We start from the raw sequence: 15,656 nt of genomic DNA, 5'->3' as shown, positions 1-15,656 counted from the left end.
CGATAACGGTCTGACAGTCAATAAGTGGGTCGCCTGACACACCGCTATCGGGGGCAAGCCCCCTCCCACACTTAATCTCCATGTGTTTCAAGAACACCAGCAACCCATGAATTCCAAGCGGAGCAGTTATGGTTGATCGGCACGACTACGTGGCCCTCGAATGGGTCAAGGGCGATATTGCCGAAACCCTGAAGCAGGCCCGTTCGGCGCTGGACGTTTACGTTGAAACCGGCGACGCCATTGAGGCGTGCCTGGCCGGTATCCACCAGGTACATGGCGCGCTGCAGATGGTCGAGTTCTACGGCGCGGCGCTGCTGGCTGAAGAGATCGAAGCCCTGGCCCTGGCGCTGCAGGCCGGGCACGTCGGCCAGCGCGACGAAGGTATCCGCCTGCTGCAACAGGCCCTCGGCCAATTGCCGCTGTACCTGGACCGCGTGCACAGCGCCCGTCGCGACCTGCCGCTGGTGGTGTTGCCGCTGCTCAACGACCTGCGCAGCGCCCGCGGTGAAAGCCTGCTGTCGGAGACCAGCCTGTTCAGCCCGCAGTTGTTGACCATCGCGGCGCTGCCCGACGAGGCACTGGCCCAACGCACACCGCCGGACCTTCACCCGCAACTGCGCCAATGGCACGCGCTGCTGCAACAGGCCCTGGCCGGGTTGCTGCGCGAGGACCACGGGCCGAGCAACCTGGAAGACATGGCGCGGGTCTTCGCGCGCCTGGAAGCGCTGTGCCAGGGCGCGCCGTTGTTGCCGCTGTGGCAGGTCGCCTCGGCGCTGGTCGAAGGCATGCTGACGGGTGTGATCGCCAACAGCCCGGCACTGCGCAGCCTGCTCAAGGCCAGCGGCAAGCAACTCAAGCGCCTGCTGGCGCAGGGCATCGGCGGGATCAACCAGCCGGCGCCGGATGAATTGCTCAAGAGCCTGCTGTTCTACGTCGCCAAAGTCACTCGGCCGACGCCGCGCATGCAAAGTCTCAAGGAACGCTACGGTCTGGATGAGGCCTTGCCCGACAGTGCCGTGGTCGATGCCGAGCGCGCGCGCCTGGCCGGGCCGGACCGCAACGCCATGGGCTCGGTACTCGGCGCATTGTGCGAAGAGCTGGTACGGGTCAAGGAGCGCCTCGATCTGTTCGTGCGCAGCGACCGCCAGCATTCCCAGGACCTTGACCCGCTGCTGGCACCGCTGCGGCAGATCGCCGACACCCTGGCGGTGCTCGGTTTCGGCCAGCCGCGCAAAGTCATCATCGACCAGCTTGCCGTGGTATTGAGCCTGGTCCAGGGGCAACGCGAACCCAGTGACGCCGTATTGATGGACGTCGCCGGGGCGTTGCTCTACGTCGAGGCCACGCTGGCCGGAATGGTCGGCACCGTCGAACCGCAAAGCCGTGAAGACAGCCGCCTGCCGACCACCGACCTGACCCAGATCCACCAATTGGTGATCCGCGAATCCTGTCAGTGCCTGCGCCAGGCCAAGGAATTGGTGATCGACTGCATCGAGGCCGACTGGGACCGCCAGCGCCTGGAATCCCTGCCTGAGCTGTTGAGCCAGGTGCGCGGCGCCCTGGCGATGATTCCACTGCCCCGCGCGGCGAGCTTGATGCGCGGGTGTACCGATTATGTTGATGAGCAGTTGATGGTCAATGACACCGCGCCCGCTGAGGCGCAGTTGGCGCGCTTTGCCGACGTGATCAGCAGCCTTGAGTACTACCTGGAACGCATGCTCCAGGACCCCGACGCTGCGGGCGAAAAAGTCCTGGAACTGGCCACTCAGGCCCTGAGCGAGCTGGGCTACCTGCCGCAGGAAAAACCCTGGCGTCAGGCATTGGCTGCACCCGAGGGTGTCTTGTCCGGCGACACCGCGCCAAGCCAATCCCGGTTCGATGCGCTGGCCAGCCCCACCTCGCGTCTCAATCCGCCGGCGCTGCAACGTCCGGGCAGTCTGCTGCCGCCTCCCCGCGATGAAGCGCCGATTGACGACGAGTTGCGTGAAGTCTTCCTCGAAGAGACCGATGAAGTCCTTCAGGTGCTGCACCGTTACTTGCCCGACTGCGCGGACAAAACCGCCCAGGGCGAAATGCGCCGTGCCTTCCACACCTTGAAAGGCAGCGGTCGCATGGTCCGCGCCCTGGTCGTGGCCGAACTGGCCTGGGCCGTGGAAAACCTGCTCAACCGCGTGCTGGAGCGCAGCGTGGCGATCGGTCCCGAGGTGCGGCAGGTGCTGGATGAGGCGGTGGCGCTGCTGCCGGAGCTGATCGCCGACTTCGCCACCGGCCAACAGCGTCAGCGCGATGAGGTCGACGCCCTCGCTGCCCGCGCCCACGGGTGCGCCAGCGGCGCCCAGGTAGCGGTTGTCGAGCCGCACGACCCGATGCTGCTGGAGATTTTCCGCAACGAAGCCCAGAGCCATCTGGACAGCCTCAACCACTTCCTGCAACAGGCCGCCGAACACATGCCGTTGCAGGTCAGTGATGAACTGCAACGCGCCCTGCACACCCTCAAGGGCAGCGCCTACATGGCCGGCGTGTTGCCGATGGCCGAACTGGCGCGTCCCCTCGACCACCTGACCCGCGAATACAAGGCCCATCGCCTGCCGCTGGACCTGGATGAAGTCGAGTTGCTGCTGGAAGCCGAAAGCGTGTTCCAGCGCGGGCTGCGTGAACTGGACAGCCATCCCCTGGCGCCAATCAAGGGCGCGGCGGACTTGATCAAGCGCACCCAAAGCCTGTTGGACCAACAGCTTGAAGCACTGCTCAACGGCCCCAGCACCGGCCCGCACGTCAAGCGCGATCCGCACCTGATCACCAACTTCCTGGCCCGGGGCATGGACATCCTGCTCGACGCCGAAAGCCTGCTGCGTCGCTGGCAGCAACACCCCGGCGAGCGCCAGGAGCTCACCGCGCTGCTGGACGAACTGACCACCCTGGGCGAGGGCGCGCACCTCGCCGACCTGCACCCTATCGATCAACTGTGCGAAGCCTTGCTCGACCTGTATGGCGCGGTGGAAGAGAGCAGCCTGGCGGTCAGCGAACGGTTTTTCCATGAGGCCGAGCAGGCCCATGAAGCGTTGATCACCATGCTCGACCAACTGGCAGCCGGGCAGGAAATCAGCCCGGCGCCGGCACGGGTCCAGGCCCTGCGCGAATTGCTCGATGACGCCCTCGATCCGTCCGCCACCGGCCTGATCACACGTGACGGCAACCGCGCCCCGAGCATCGCCGAGCTGGGCGCCGCGACCGAGCAACTGAGCCGGCACACCGCGATGGACGACGAGATCGTCGACATCTTCCTTGAAGAGGCCGTGGATATCCTCGACAGCGCCGGGCAGTCCCTCAAGCGCTGGTTGCTGGAGCCCGAGGGCATGGCGCCGTTGTCCTCGTTGCAGCGCGACTTGCACACCCTCAAGGGCGGCGCGCGCATGGCCGAAATCGACGCGGTGGGCGATCTGGCCCAGGAGCTGGAATGCGTTTATGAAGGCCTGGTGGACCGTCGCTACAGCTACTCCACCGAGCTGTCCCAGGCACTGATGGCCAGTCATGAACGCCTGGCCTTGCAACTGGACGAGCTGCACGGGCAGCAGCCTTTAAGCGACAGTGTCGAGCTGGTCGCCAGGTTGCGCGAACTGCGCCAGAGCAGTCTGCCGACGGCCCCGGTTGCAGCGCCGCAACCCTCGGGCGCCGACCCCGAGCTGCTGGATATTTTCCTCGAGGAAGCTGCCGATATTCTCGACAGTTCAGGCAGTGCATTGCTGCGCTGGCAGGCCGAGCCCGGCAACCGCCAGGAGGTCGAAACCCTGCTGCGTGACCTGCACACCCTCAAGGGTGGCGCACGCATGGTCGAGATCGGCCCGATTGGCGACCTGGCCCACGAGCTGGAGTTTCTCTACGAAGGGCTGTCCGCCGGGCTGCTGGCGCCGTCGCCCGAACTGTTCGCGCTGTTGCAGGGTTGCCATGACCGCCTGGCGCAGATGATCGACGCCGTGGCGGGCGGCTTGCCGGTGGGCTCGGTGGACAAGCTGATCGAGCGCATCAAGAGCCTGGTGCACCCGGGCGAAGAGCTGGTGGTACCGGTGGCGTTGCCGGCGGGTAAGGCGGAGACGGTGGTCGATCCGGCTGCCGACATGGTGAAGATCTCCGCCGAACTGCTCGACGACCTGGTCAACCTGGCCGGCGAAACCTCGATCTTCCGTGGCCGTATCGAGCAGCAGGTCAACGATGCGCGCACCGCGCTCACAGAGGTGGAAACCACCATCGAGCGCATGCGCGATCAACTGCGCCGCCTCGACAGCGAAACCCAGAGCGGTCTTTTCAGTCGCCAGCAGGCCGAGGCCGAGCGCCTGGGCTACGAAGAGTTCGACCCGCTGGAAATGGACCGCCATTCGCAATTGCAGCAATTGTCCCGCGCGCTGTCCGAATCCGCCTCCGACTTGCTCGACCTCAAGGAAACCCTCGAGCGCCGCAACCAGGACGCCCACGACCTGTTGCAGCAACAGGCGCGCATCAACACCCAATTGCAGGAAGGCCTGATGCGCACGCGCATGGTGCCGTTCGAGCGCATGCTGCCGCGCCTCAAGCGCATCGTGCGCCAGGTGGCCGATGAGCTGGGCAAGGACGTGGAATTCGTGATCGGCAATGCCGAGGGCGAGATGGACCGCAACGTGCTGGAGCGTATGGCGGCGCCGTTGGAACACATGCTGCGCAACGCCGTCGACCATGGTCTTGAGTCCCGCGAGGTGCGCCTGCAGGCGGGCAAGCCAGAGAAGGGCCGCATCACCTTGGACCTGACCCACGAAGGCGGCGATATCGTCTTCGACATGCGCGACGACGGCGCCGGTGTGCCCCTTGAAGCCGTGCGCCGCAAGGCGATCAAGCGCGGCCTGCTCGACCCCGATCAAGAGATCAGCGACCGCGACGTGCTGCAGTTCATCCTGCAACCGGGGTTTTCCACGGCGGAAAAGATCACCCAGATTTCCGGACGCGGCGTGGGCATGGACGTGGTGCATGAGGAAGTGCGCCAGCTCGGTGGCTCGATGGTGATCGACTCGATCCCGGGCGTGGGCGTGCATTTCAGGATTCGTCTGCCGTTTACCGTGTCGGTCAATCGGGCCCTGATGGTGCAATGCGCGGACGATCAATACGCGATTGCGCTCAATACCATTGAGGGCCTGGTGCGTGTGCTGCCCCATGAATTGGCCGGGCACTACCAGCAGGACCCGCCGCGCTATGAATACGCCGGCCAACGCTACGAACTGTTTTACCTCGGCGACCTGTTGCACACCGTCAGTCGTCCCAAGCTGCTCGGCCAGTACCAGCCGGTGCCGGTGTTGCTGATGCAGTGCAACGAGCGGCATGTGGCGGTGCATGTGGATGCCATGGCAGGGACGCGCGAGATCGTGGTCAAGGGCCTGGGGCCGCAGTTTGCCGGGGTGCAGGGCTTGTCCGGCGCGACGATCCTGGGCGATGGGCGCGTGGTGCTGATTATCGACCTGTTGGCGCACATCCGCGCGCGACCACCGGCGTTGCCGGCGCAGTCGGTGGACACGCCACTGACCCTCAACGACCCGCTGAAAAAGCGCCCGCTGCTGGTGCTGGTGGTGGACGATTCGGTCACCGTGCGCAAAGTCACCAGCCGCCTGCTGGAGCGCAACGGCATGAACGTGCTGACCGCCAAGGACGGCATCGACGCCCTCGCCCTGCTCGAAGAACACACCCCGGACCTGATGCTGCTCGACATCGAAATGCCGCGCATGGACGGTTTTGAAGTGGCGATCCAGGTGCGCAACGACCCGCGCCTGATGCGCCTGCCGATCATCATGATCACCTCGCGCACCGGCCAGAAACACCGCGACCGCGCCATGGCCATCGGCGTCAACGACTACCTCGGCAAGCCGTACCAGGAGTCGGTATTGCTCGAGAGCATCGCTTACTGGAGCAAGTCCCATGCTTGACCACCGCGCGAGCCAACTCACCGGGCTGTTGCTGCCGTTGGCTGATCGTCACCTGATCCTGCCGAATGTCGCGGTGGCCGAACTGATCGACTTCCAGCGCGGCGAACCGGCCAGCGATGCACCGCCGTGGTACCTGCGCCAAGTCACCTGGCGGGATCGGCACATACCCTTGATCAGCTTCGAAGCCGTGTGCGGCGAAGCCAGCGTGACCGGCGAACGCTCCAGGATCGTGGTGTTGAACGCCTTGGGCGGGCGGCCGACGCTTAAGTTCATCGCAGTGGTGATCCAGGGCATTCCGCGCTCGTACAAACTCGACAGCGAATTGAGCTACGTGGACGTACCGCTGTGCCCGCTGGAACTGGCGGCGGTGCAGGTGGGCGAGCATGTGGCGAAGGTGCCGGACCTGATGGGGCTTGAAGCGCTGCTGGCCGAGTCCGGCCTGGCCTGAGCCCTACGAAGACCGATCGTTCCCACGCTCCGCGTGGGAATGCATCCCGTGACGCTCTGCGTCGCCCGTATGCTGACTGGCGGGACGCGGAGCGTCCCAGGCGGCATTCCCACGCAGAGCGTGGGAACGATCAGTGTGGCTGGGGCTTCGGATTTTTCCTGCAAGATTTTGGGCCATGCATGAACTTGTCGTGAGAAGTCCCCACGCCTAGTCTTCGTCCCGTCATCGCAAAAAACGGTGACACGGACGTGCAAGTCCGGTTACATGTCGGCGCACCAACGCCCATAGCCATTCAACGGGCGTTTTTTATGCCTGCTGTACTCGTTATGGCGGCTGTGCGTGGGAGATTCTTCGGGATCTGCCGGGGTCCGATATGCCCGGTCTTGCACACCTGCGCACAGCTGCCACCTTCATTCGCGTGCAAGCGGAAGAGGGCAGTTTCCATCACATATCGGAGCTGTCAATCATGATCAAACCTACCCCCAATCCACCCCTCTTCACCGTAAACCCTCACCAAAACACCGAAACCCTGCTGGTCAACGCCAGCGAAACCCTGTCCTCCCTCAACGCGCTTACCTGCACCCTGGCCTTCGATCTGGACACCTCCCAGCGCGCCATCATGCTTGGAATTCAGCAGATGGCAGAGTTGGGTCAGTTGCTGGTCGATAGAGCGCTGGAGCAAGTCAGTCCTTCGCCGGAATTTTAAAGCGGTCCCAAATAGGGACTGATCGGTCTTTGATTGGGACCGCTATCTAACAGGCGCCACTGAGCAAATGTGGGAGGGGGCTTGCCCCCGATAGCGCTGTATCAGCCACATATCTATTAGCTGACCCACCGCAATCGGGGGCAAGCCCCCTCCCACATTTTGAGTTTCATTACTCCCACCGTAATGATCCGTCGTCGGGCTTGATTGATGGCCTTCCGAATCACTCCTAAGGTAAAGCCCCACGACAGCAACCCCCCGTGGAGCAACCATGACAACAACCATCACCCCCGACTCGCGCTGGACGCGGCGGCGCGACGAGAAGCAGCGGCGGCTCGGGCTGGTCAAACAGTATGCAGACGGGGCGGTGTTGCCCAGTGACAAGATCGTCGAGGCCCTTGAAGCCTTGATCCTTCCCGGCGACCGCGTGGTACTGGAAGGCAACAACCAGAAGCAGGCCGACTTCCTCTCGCGTTCCCTGGCCAAGGCCGACCCGGCCAAGCTCCACGATTTGCACATGATCATGCCCAGTGTCGGCCGTTCCGAGCACCTGGATCTGTTTGAAAAAGGCATCGCACGCAAGCTGGATTTCTCCTTCGCCGGCACCCAATCCCTGCGCATCAGCCAGTTGCTGGAAGACGGCCTGCTGGAAATCGGCGCGATCCATACCTACATCGAACTCTATGCGCGCCTGGTGGTGGACCTGATTCCCAACGTGGTGCTCTCGGCCGGCTTCATGGCCGACCGCGCCGGCAACATTTACACCGGCGCCAGCACCGAAGACACCCCCGCGCTGATCGAACCCGCTGCCTTCAGCGATGGCATCGTGATCGTGCAGGTCAACCAATTGGTGGACGACGTCACCGACTTGCCGCGCGTGGACATCCCCGCCAGTTGGGTGGATTTCGTGGTGGTGGCCGACAAGCCGTTCTATATCGAGCCGCTGTTCACCCGTGATCCGCGTCACATCAAGCCGGTACACGTGCTGATGGCGATGATGGCGATCCGTGGCATCTACGAAAAACACAATGTGCAATCGCTCAACCACGGCATCGGCTTCAACACCGCCGCCATCGAACTGATCCTGCCCACCTACGGCGAATCCCTGGGCCTGAAGGGCAAGATCTGCCGCAACTGGACCCTCAACCCGCACCCCACGCTGATCCCGGCGATTGAAAGCGGCTGGGTGCAAAGCGTGCATTGCTTCGGCACTGAACTGGGCATGGAAAACTACATCGCCGCACGCCCGGATGTGTTCTTCACCGGCCGCGACGGCTCGATGCGCTCCAACCGCATGTTCTGCCAACTGGCCGGCCAGTACGCGGTGGACCTGTTTATCGGCGCCACCCTGCAAGTGGATGGCGATGGCCATTCCAGCACCGTGACCCGTGGCCGCCTCGCCGGTTTCGGCGGCGCGCCGAACATGGGCCACGACCCACGCGGTCGCCGCCACGGCACACCGGCCTGGCTGGACATGCGCCACGATGATGCGCCCGAAGCCTTGCTCGAACGTGGCAAAAAACTCGTCGTGCAAATGGTCGAGACCTTCCAGGAAGGCGGCAAACCCACCTTCGTCGACACCCTCGACGCGGTGGAAGTGGCGCGCAAAAGCGGCATGCCCCTGGCGCCGATCATGATCTACGGCGACGACGTCACCCACCTGCTCACCGAAGAAGGCATCGCCTACCTGTACAAGGCCCGTTCCCTGGAAGAACGCCAGGCAATGATCGCTGCCGTCGCCGGAGTCACCGCCATCGGTATGCGCCACAACCCCAAGGACACCGCCCGCATGCGCCGCGAAGGCTTGATTGCGCTGCCCGAAGACCTGGGCATTCGTCGCACCGATGCCACCCGCGAGCTGTTGGCCGCCAAGAGCGTGGCCGACCTGGTGGACTGGTCCGGCGGCCTGTACAACCCACCCGCCAAATTCAGGAGTTGGTAGATGCGCGCCCTCAAACTGCATGAAGTGAGCCTGGCCGATCGCCTGGCGGATAGGGCGGTCGATGCGCTGATCGACGAAGCGGATTTGTCGCCCAAGCCCGCCCTGGTAGACCGGCGAGGCAACGGCGCCCACACCGATCTGCACCTGGGCTTGATGCACGCCTCGGCGCTGTCGCTGTGGCCGATGTTCAAGGAAATGGCCGAGGCCGCGCTTGAAATCGGCGAAATCGGCCTGCCTCTGCGCGAAGCCCTCGGCCGTATTGGCCGCGAAGGCGAGCAAGCGATGCTCATTACCACCAATGGCGTAAATACTCATCGCGGTGCGATCTGGGCGCTCGGTCTGCTCACCGCCGCAGCGGCCCTGGACCCTGGCGCCGTTACGCTGAATGCGGCCAGATTAGCCTTGCTCAACGACCGACATGCGCCACAAACCCTGAGCCACGGCGCCCTGGTCGCCCAACGTTACGGCGCTCGCGGTGCCCGCGAAGAAGCGCAGTTGGGCTTCCCCTCGGTGACGCAGCGTGGCCTGCCGCAATTGCACAAGAGCCGCCGGCAAAATGCCGGAGAACAGAACGCGCGCCTGGATGCCTTGCTCGCGATCATGACCGAACTGGCCGACACCTGCGTGCTCTACCGCGCCGGCTACGCAGGCCTGACCACCCTGCAACAGGGCGCCCAGGCCGTGCTGGACGCCGGCGGCAGCGCAACCCTGGCCGGCCGCCGCCAACTGCACGCGCTGGACCAACAACTGCTGGCCCTGAATGCCTCCCCCGGCGGCGCCGCCGACCTGTTGGCCGCCTGCCTGTTTATCGACCGCCTCGACGGAGCGTTGTGATGGAGACTTTATCCTTTGAATTCCCCGCCGGGCAGCCGCCAAAAGGCCGTGCGCTGGTGGGGTGCGTCGGCTCCGGCGACCTTGAAGTGCTGCTGGAACCGGGCACCGCCGGCACGCTGACCATCCAGGTACAAACCTCGGTCAATGGCGCCGAGCAACGTTGGCAGCACCTGTTCGAACGCATCTTCCAGGAGCAGATGCCACCGGCCTTGAACATTGATATCCACGATTTTGGCGCCACACCCGGTGTGGTGCGTTTGCGCCTGGAGCAAGGCTTCGAGGAGATCGGCCATGACTGATTGGCTCAACAAACACAGCTTCGTTGAACTCGGTGCTCGGCAGCGCGCCAAGGCGTTGCTGGATGCCGGCACCTTTCGCGAGCTGATCGACCCCTTTCAACGTGTCATGTCGCCGTGGCTCAGCCGCCAGGGCGTGGTGCCCCAGGCGGATGACGGGGTGGTCATCGCCAAAGGCAGCGTTGCCGGTCTGCCGGTAGTGATTGCCGCCATCGAAGGTAACTTCCAGGGCGGCAGCCTCGGTGAAGTCGGCGGCGCGAAAATCGCCGGAGCGCTGGAACTGGCCGCTGAAGATAACCGCAACGGCATCCCGACCCGCGCCGTGCTGCTGCTGGAAACCGGCGGCGTACGCCTGCAGGAAGCCAACCTGGGTCTGGCCGCCATTGCCGATATCCACGCGGCGATTGTCGACCTGCGCCAGTACCAGCCGGTAATCGGCGTGGTGGCGGGCAGTGTCGGCTGCTTCGGCGGCATGTCCATCGCCGCAGGGTTGTGCAGCTATCTGGTGGTCACCCGTGAAGCGCGCCTGGGCTTGAATGGCCCGCAGGTGATCGAGCAGGAAGCCGGGTTGGACGAATACGACTCCCGCGACCGGCCGTTTATCTGGAGCCTTACGGGCGGCGAACAGCGCTTCAACAGTGGGTTGGCCGACCGTTATGTGGCGGACGATGTGGCGCAGATCCAGCAGACCGTCAGCGCGCTGTTGCAGCAAGGCGCGCCCGAACAACAGCGTAGCCGCCGCGCTGATTTTTATCTGGCGCGCCTGGCCGAACTGGATACGACAGCGCAAATCGAGCCGGCGACGGTGCGCGCGCTGTATCAGGGAGAACGCCCATGAGAGGTTTGCAGTGGTTTAACGCGCTAAGCGCCGGCGCGACGCGGGTGCAAGGCTTGCCTGACTCGCTCAGGATCGCCGATGGCCAGTTGAACGGCCAGAGCGTGCGTTTTCTCGCCGTGGTCACCGACCCGAACAACCGCTTCCCGCGCGCGCGCAATGGCGAAGTCGGTTTGCTGGAGGGCTGGGGGCTCGCCAAGGCCGTCGACGACGCTATCGCCAGGGGTGACAAACGCCCGCTGATCGCCATCGTCGATGTACCCAGCCAAGCCTACGGTCGTCGCGAAGAAGCCCTCGGCATCCATCAAGCCCTGGCCGCTGCCGCCGACAGCTACGCCCGTGCCCGTCTCGCCGGTCACCCGGTGATTGCGCTGCTGGTGGGCAAGGCCATGTCCGGCGCGTTCCTCGCTCACGGTTACCAGGCCAATCGCCTGATTGCCCTGCGCGACCCTGGCGTGATGGTGCATGCCATGGGCAAGGCCTCGGCGGCGCGGGTCACCCTGCGCAGCGTCGAAGAACTCGAGGCCCTGGCCGCCAGCGTGCCGCCGATGGCGTATGACATCGACAGTTATGCCAGCCTTGGGCTGCTCTGGGAGACGCTGACGGTCAGCCAGATTGAACAACCCACGGCAGACGACGTGGCGCAGGTCAGCGATTGCCTGGTGAATGCGATCAAGGATATCGATACCGCCGATCTGAGCGGGCGCCTGGGGGCGTCCAATCGTGCGGCGTCCAGCCACGTGCGTCAGCTGCTGCGGGAGCAATGGTGAACGCTCACGACTTGCTCTGGGGCATGACCCCGGCCCATCTGCCCGCCGATGCGCCCGGCTGGGTGGTGGATGCGCTCAGCGCCGGCCACCCGGTGGTGGTGCGCCGCGCCGTCATCGCGCCGGGCCATGTGGCGGTCGGTGTACGGGGACGTTTACGTGAGCAGCGGTTTGCCGCGCAGATGCCGATTGCTGCGGTACAACGGCGTGTGGCCCCCGAAGCCCTGCGGGACGTGACCTCGCCAAGGGATGTGCCGGCGCTGCGGGCACTTGATCAACTGCGGCCGCTGTTGGCGCATAACGACTGGGGCGTCAGCGGCAGTGCCGGATTCGAATTGGCCAGCGGCATCGAAGCGTTGCATGCCGCGAGCGATCTGGATTTGATCCTGCGCACCCCCGAGCCGCTCGAGCGTGACCAGGCGCACGCGTTACTGGCGATGCTCGATAGCGCACCGTGCGCCGTCGACCTGCAACTGCAAACCCCCGTCGGCGCTGTCGCCTTGCGTGAATGGGCGGGCGCGTCACGCCGGGTGCTGCTGAAAACGGCCAACGGGGCGCACCTTGTCGTCGACCCCTGGCAGGCGGTGGCATGAGCAGCTTGCTGGTCTTTCCGGGGCAGGGCGCCCAGCGAGTCGGGATGCTCCAGTCGCTGCCCGTCGACGTCCTTGACGAGGCCAGCGCTGCCCTCGGTGAAGACGTGCGCCGGCTCGATTCGGCACAGGCCCTTGAATCGACGCGCGCCGTCCAGCTTTGCCTGTTGATGGCTGGCGTGGCGCATGCGCGACTGTTGAATCACACACCGGACTATGTGGCGGGCCTGTCCATCGGCGCCTATCCCGCTGCTGTTATCGCCGGCGCAATGGACTTTGCCGATGCCATCAAACTCGTCAGCCTGCGCGGCGAACTGATGCAAAGCGCTTATCCACAGGGCTACGGGATGACCGCGATCATCGGCCCGCAGTTATCCACAGTGGAAACATTGCTCGCCGAAATCCACAGCCCACAGACCCCGGTGTACCTGGCCAATATCAATGCCGATAACCAGACGGTCATTGCCGGCAGCGACGCGGCGATGCAGCGTGTCGCAGAACGCATCAAGGGCAACGGCATCGCCAGGCGCCTGGCGGTCAGCGTGCCGTCCCATTGCGCCTTGCTGGACGCACCGGCCAGGGTCCTCGCCCAGGCCTTCGTCCCGCTCAAGGCGCCGCGCATCACTTACCTGAGCAGCACCCGCGCGCGGCCTATCCACAACCCTGAGCACCTGCGCGATGACCTGGCCTTCAACATGTGCCGCGTCGTCGACTGGCGCGGCACCGTGCAAAGCGCCTACGAGCGTGGTGTGCGTCTGCAGATCGAACTGCCACCGGGCGCGGTGCTCACCGGCCTTTCCCGCCGCGTCTTCGAACAAGGCACGGTGATCGCCTGCGAGGGCGCGCGCCTGGATACCTTGCAGGCCCTGCTGCAAGAGGAGGAGCGCCGCCACCGATAAAGCACGACCCAAGGCTTTCGAAGCACAACAACAACAATTTCGATCGAGCACTTTGAGGACAACAACAATGATTATTTACGGTGTGGCATTGCTGGCGATCTGCACGCTCGCGGGCGTGATCATGGGCGACATGCTCGGCGTGTTGCTGGGGGTCAAATCCAATGTGGGCGGCGTGGGCATCGCGATGATCCTGCTGATCTGCGCGCGGTTGTGGATGCAAAAGCGCGGCGGCATGACCAAGGACTGCGAGATGGGCGTGGGCTTCTGGGGCGCCATGTACATCCCCGTGGTGGTGGCGATGGCCGCGCAGCAGAACGTGGTCACCGCCTTGCATGGCGGCCCGGTGGCGGTGCTGGCGGCCATCGGTTCGGTGGTGGTGTGTGGTTGCACCATTGCCTTGATCAGCCGCACGCACAGGGGCGAGCCTTTGCCGCCCGAAGAGCCGCTGATCCTCGCTGCAGGAGGTCGCTGATATGTGGGACCTCATCGAAAAAGGTTTGGAGCACAATGGCCTGATCACCGCGTTCGCCTTTGTGGGCGTGGTGATGTGGATTTCGGTGGTGCTGTCCAAGCGCCTGACGTTCGGGCGCATCCATGGCTCGGCGATTGCCATCGTCATCGGCCTGGTGCTGGCCTGGGTCGGCGGCACCATTACGGGCGGGCAGAAGGGCCTGGCGGACCTGGCACTGTTCTCCGGTATCGGCCTGATGGGCGGCGCGATGTTGCGGGATTTCGCCATCGTTGCCACGGCGTTTGAAGTGCAGGCCACCGAGGCGCGCAAAGCCGGGATGATCGGGGTGATTGCCCTGCTGCTGGGCACGATCCTGCCGTTCATCGTCGGTGCGAGCATGGCCTGGGCCTTCGGCTATCGCGATGCGGTCAGCATGACCACCATCGGCGCGGGCGCCGTGACCTACATCGTCGGCCCGGTGACCGGCGCGGCGATTGGCGCGACCTCGGATGTGATGGCGCTGTCGATTGCCACCGGGTTGATCAAGGCGATCCTGGTGATGGTCGGCACGCCGGTGGCGGCGCGCTGGATGGGCCTGGACAACCCGCGCTCGGCGATGGTGTTCGGGGGCCTGGCCGGCACCGTGAGCGGGGTGACGGCGGGGCTGGCGGCGACGGATCGGCGGTTGGTGCCGTATGGCGCGCTGACGGCGACGTTTCATACCGGGTTGGGCTGCCTGCTTGGGCCTTCGTTGCTGTACTTCATTGTGCGGGGGTTGGTCGGTTAGTTTTGGAGATGGTGGTGTTTGGTCGGGCGCCATCGGGGGCAAGCCCCCTCCCACATGTTGACCGCATTCTCATGGTGGAACTCGGTCAACTGTGGGAGGGGGCTTGCCCCCGATAGCGATCTCAAGCCTGGCGATTGGCATACATCCGACACTCCGCCAACAACGCCAGCAAGTTCGGATCGCGCTCCTTGGCCTTCAGGAACACCACGCCGATATGCTGCTGCAACCGATACCTGGGCTGCAGCGGTATCAGCTTCACGCGGTTCTCGTACACCGCCGCGATCCGCCCCGGCAACAGCGCATAACCCACCCCCGAGCTGACCATGCTCAGCAGCGTGAAGATGTCATTGACCTGCATCGCCACCTTGGGCTCGAACCCCGCCTGCTTGAATACCCGGTTGCCATCCTGATGGGTGGCGAAGCCCTGGGTGAGGGTGATGAAGGTGGCGTCGCGCACGTCGGCCAGGTCAATTTCCTGTTCGCGGTCGAACGGTGATTCGGCCGGAGTGGCGAGGAAAATGTCGTCGGTAAACAGCGCGATCTGTTCGCAGTCGGGGTCGTTGGCGTGCTCATCCAGGGAGATAAGGATCGCGTCCACTTCCATGTTTTTGAGCTTGTAGAGCAGGTCGAAATTGGAGCCCAGGATCAGGTCGATATTCAGTTCGCTGCGACGGATTTTCAGGCCCATGATCAGTTGCGGCACGGTCTTGACCGTCAGCGAGTACAGCGAGCCGAGCTTGAAGCGTTCGGCGGAGAAACCTGCGGCCTCGCGGGTCAGGCGCACGCTGTCGACCACGTCGGCCACCAGCTTCTGCGCGCGCTCTTCGAGTACGTAGGCGCTTTCCAGCGGCGTCAGGTTGCGACCCTCGTGTTTGAACAGCGGGCAGCGCAGTGCATTTTCCAGCGAATGAATGGCGCGGTGCACGCTGACGTTGCTGGTCTGCAATTCGGCGGCGGCGCGGGCCAGGTTGCCGGTGCGCATGAATGCCAGGAAGATTTCCAGCTTTTTGAGGGTGAATTCTTCGTCGATCAACATGGCCGTGGCTCTGGTTCACATGCCCTCGATTGTGCCCGCAAAACGGCGCGGCGTCGTCGGAACGTCATAACGCGCTTGCACTCTGATGCGCAAGGCTGGACGCTTGTCCGCGTGCGCTTGGAGTTA

Annotated in this window: 13 protein-coding genes; 12 read left to right on the top strand and 1 reads right to left on the bottom strand. The window is 64.4% G+C overall.

Annotation, left to right across the window (positions count from 1 at the left end; translation table 11 throughout):
- Positions 1-128: 128 nt before the first annotated feature.
- The 12 genes from BFP93_RS00515 (at position 129) to madM (ending at position 14,494) form a co-directional block, all read left to right on the top strand.
- On the top strand, positions 129-5,942 hold the full coding sequence (locus BFP93_RS00515) for an Hpt domain-containing protein (RefSeq protein ID WP_065891567.1): 5,814 nt from the start codon (positions 129-131) through the stop codon (positions 5,940-5,942).
- Entirely contained in the window at positions 5,935-6,390 is a 456-nt protein-coding gene (locus BFP93_RS00510; RefSeq protein ID WP_065891566.1) for a chemotaxis protein CheW, read from the top strand. The genes BFP93_RS00515 and BFP93_RS00510 overlap by 8 nt, the downstream gene beginning before the upstream one ends.
- A gap of 466 nt (positions 6,391-6,856) precedes the next feature.
- Positions 6,857-7,096: a DUF6124 family protein gene (locus BFP93_RS00505; protein ID WP_065885367.1), complete on the top strand. Its 240-nt coding sequence runs from the start codon at positions 6,857-6,859 to the stop codon at positions 7,094-7,096.
- Positions 7,097-7,364: 268 nt separating this feature from the next.
- Positions 7,365-9,035, top strand: coding sequence for a malonate decarboxylase subunit alpha (gene mdcA / locus BFP93_RS00500; RefSeq protein ID WP_065885368.1), 1,671 nt, complete (start codon positions 7,365-7,367; stop codon positions 9,033-9,035).
- Positions 9,036-9,869, top strand: a complete 834-nt coding sequence (locus BFP93_RS00495) for a triphosphoribosyl-dephospho-CoA synthase (RefSeq protein ID WP_065891565.1) — start codon at positions 9,036-9,038, stop codon at positions 9,867-9,869.
- Positions 9,869-10,168 (top strand): malonate decarboxylase subunit delta, encoded by a 300-nt coding sequence (locus tag BFP93_RS00490; protein ID WP_065891564.1) that lies wholly within the window; start codon positions 9,869-9,871, stop codon positions 10,166-10,168. Before BFP93_RS00495 ends, BFP93_RS00490 begins: the two co-directional genes overlap by 1 nt.
- Positions 10,161-11,003 carry a biotin-independent malonate decarboxylase subunit beta gene (locus BFP93_RS00485; protein WP_065891563.1) on the top strand — a complete coding sequence of 281 codons (843 nt, stop codon included), beginning with the start codon at positions 10,161-10,163 and terminating at the stop codon, positions 11,001-11,003. Before BFP93_RS00490 ends, BFP93_RS00485 begins: the two co-directional genes overlap by 8 nt.
- Positions 11,000-11,770: a biotin-independent malonate decarboxylase subunit gamma gene (gene mdcE / locus BFP93_RS00480; RefSeq protein WP_065891562.1), complete on the top strand. Its 771-nt coding sequence runs from the start codon at positions 11,000-11,002 to the stop codon at positions 11,768-11,770. Before BFP93_RS00485 ends, mdcE begins: the two co-directional genes overlap by 4 nt.
- On the top strand, positions 11,764-12,360 hold the full coding sequence (locus tag BFP93_RS00475; protein WP_065891561.1) for a malonate decarboxylase holo-ACP synthase: 597 nt from the start codon (positions 11,764-11,766) through the stop codon (positions 12,358-12,360). Before mdcE ends, BFP93_RS00475 begins: the two co-directional genes overlap by 7 nt.
- Positions 12,357-13,256 carry a malonate decarboxylase subunit epsilon gene (gene mdcH / locus BFP93_RS00470; protein ID WP_065891560.1) on the top strand — a complete coding sequence of 300 codons (900 nt, stop codon included), beginning with the start codon at positions 12,357-12,359 and terminating at the stop codon, positions 13,254-13,256. The genes BFP93_RS00475 and mdcH overlap by 4 nt, the downstream gene beginning before the upstream one ends.
- A 67-nt stretch (positions 13,257-13,323) precedes the next feature.
- Positions 13,324-13,728 (top strand): malonate transporter subunit MadL, encoded by a 405-nt coding sequence (madL, locus tag BFP93_RS00465; protein WP_065891559.1) that lies wholly within the window; start codon positions 13,324-13,326, stop codon positions 13,726-13,728.
- Between the two features lies 1 nt (position 13,729).
- Positions 13,730-14,494, top strand: coding sequence for a malonate transporter subunit MadM (gene madM, locus BFP93_RS00460; protein ID WP_065891558.1), 765 nt, complete (start codon positions 13,730-13,732; stop codon positions 14,492-14,494).
- 121 nt (positions 14,495-14,615) lie between these two features.
- Here madM and BFP93_RS00455 read toward each other — a convergent pair whose 3' ends face one another.
- A complete protein-coding gene (locus tag BFP93_RS00455) occupies positions 14,616-15,530 on the bottom strand; it encodes a LysR family transcriptional regulator (RefSeq protein ID WP_065891557.1) in 915 nt (304 codons plus the stop codon).
- Between the last annotated feature and the right edge of the window lie 126 nt (positions 15,531-15,656).

The organism is Pseudomonas sp. 44 R 15, from assembly GCF_900004965.1.
Classification (GTDB): domain Bacteria; phylum Pseudomonadota; class Gammaproteobacteria; order Pseudomonadales; family Pseudomonadaceae; genus Aquipseudomonas; species Aquipseudomonas orientalis_A.
Note: the sequence above shows the minus strand (reverse complement) of the source record. Positions and strands in the feature narration are given on the sequence as shown.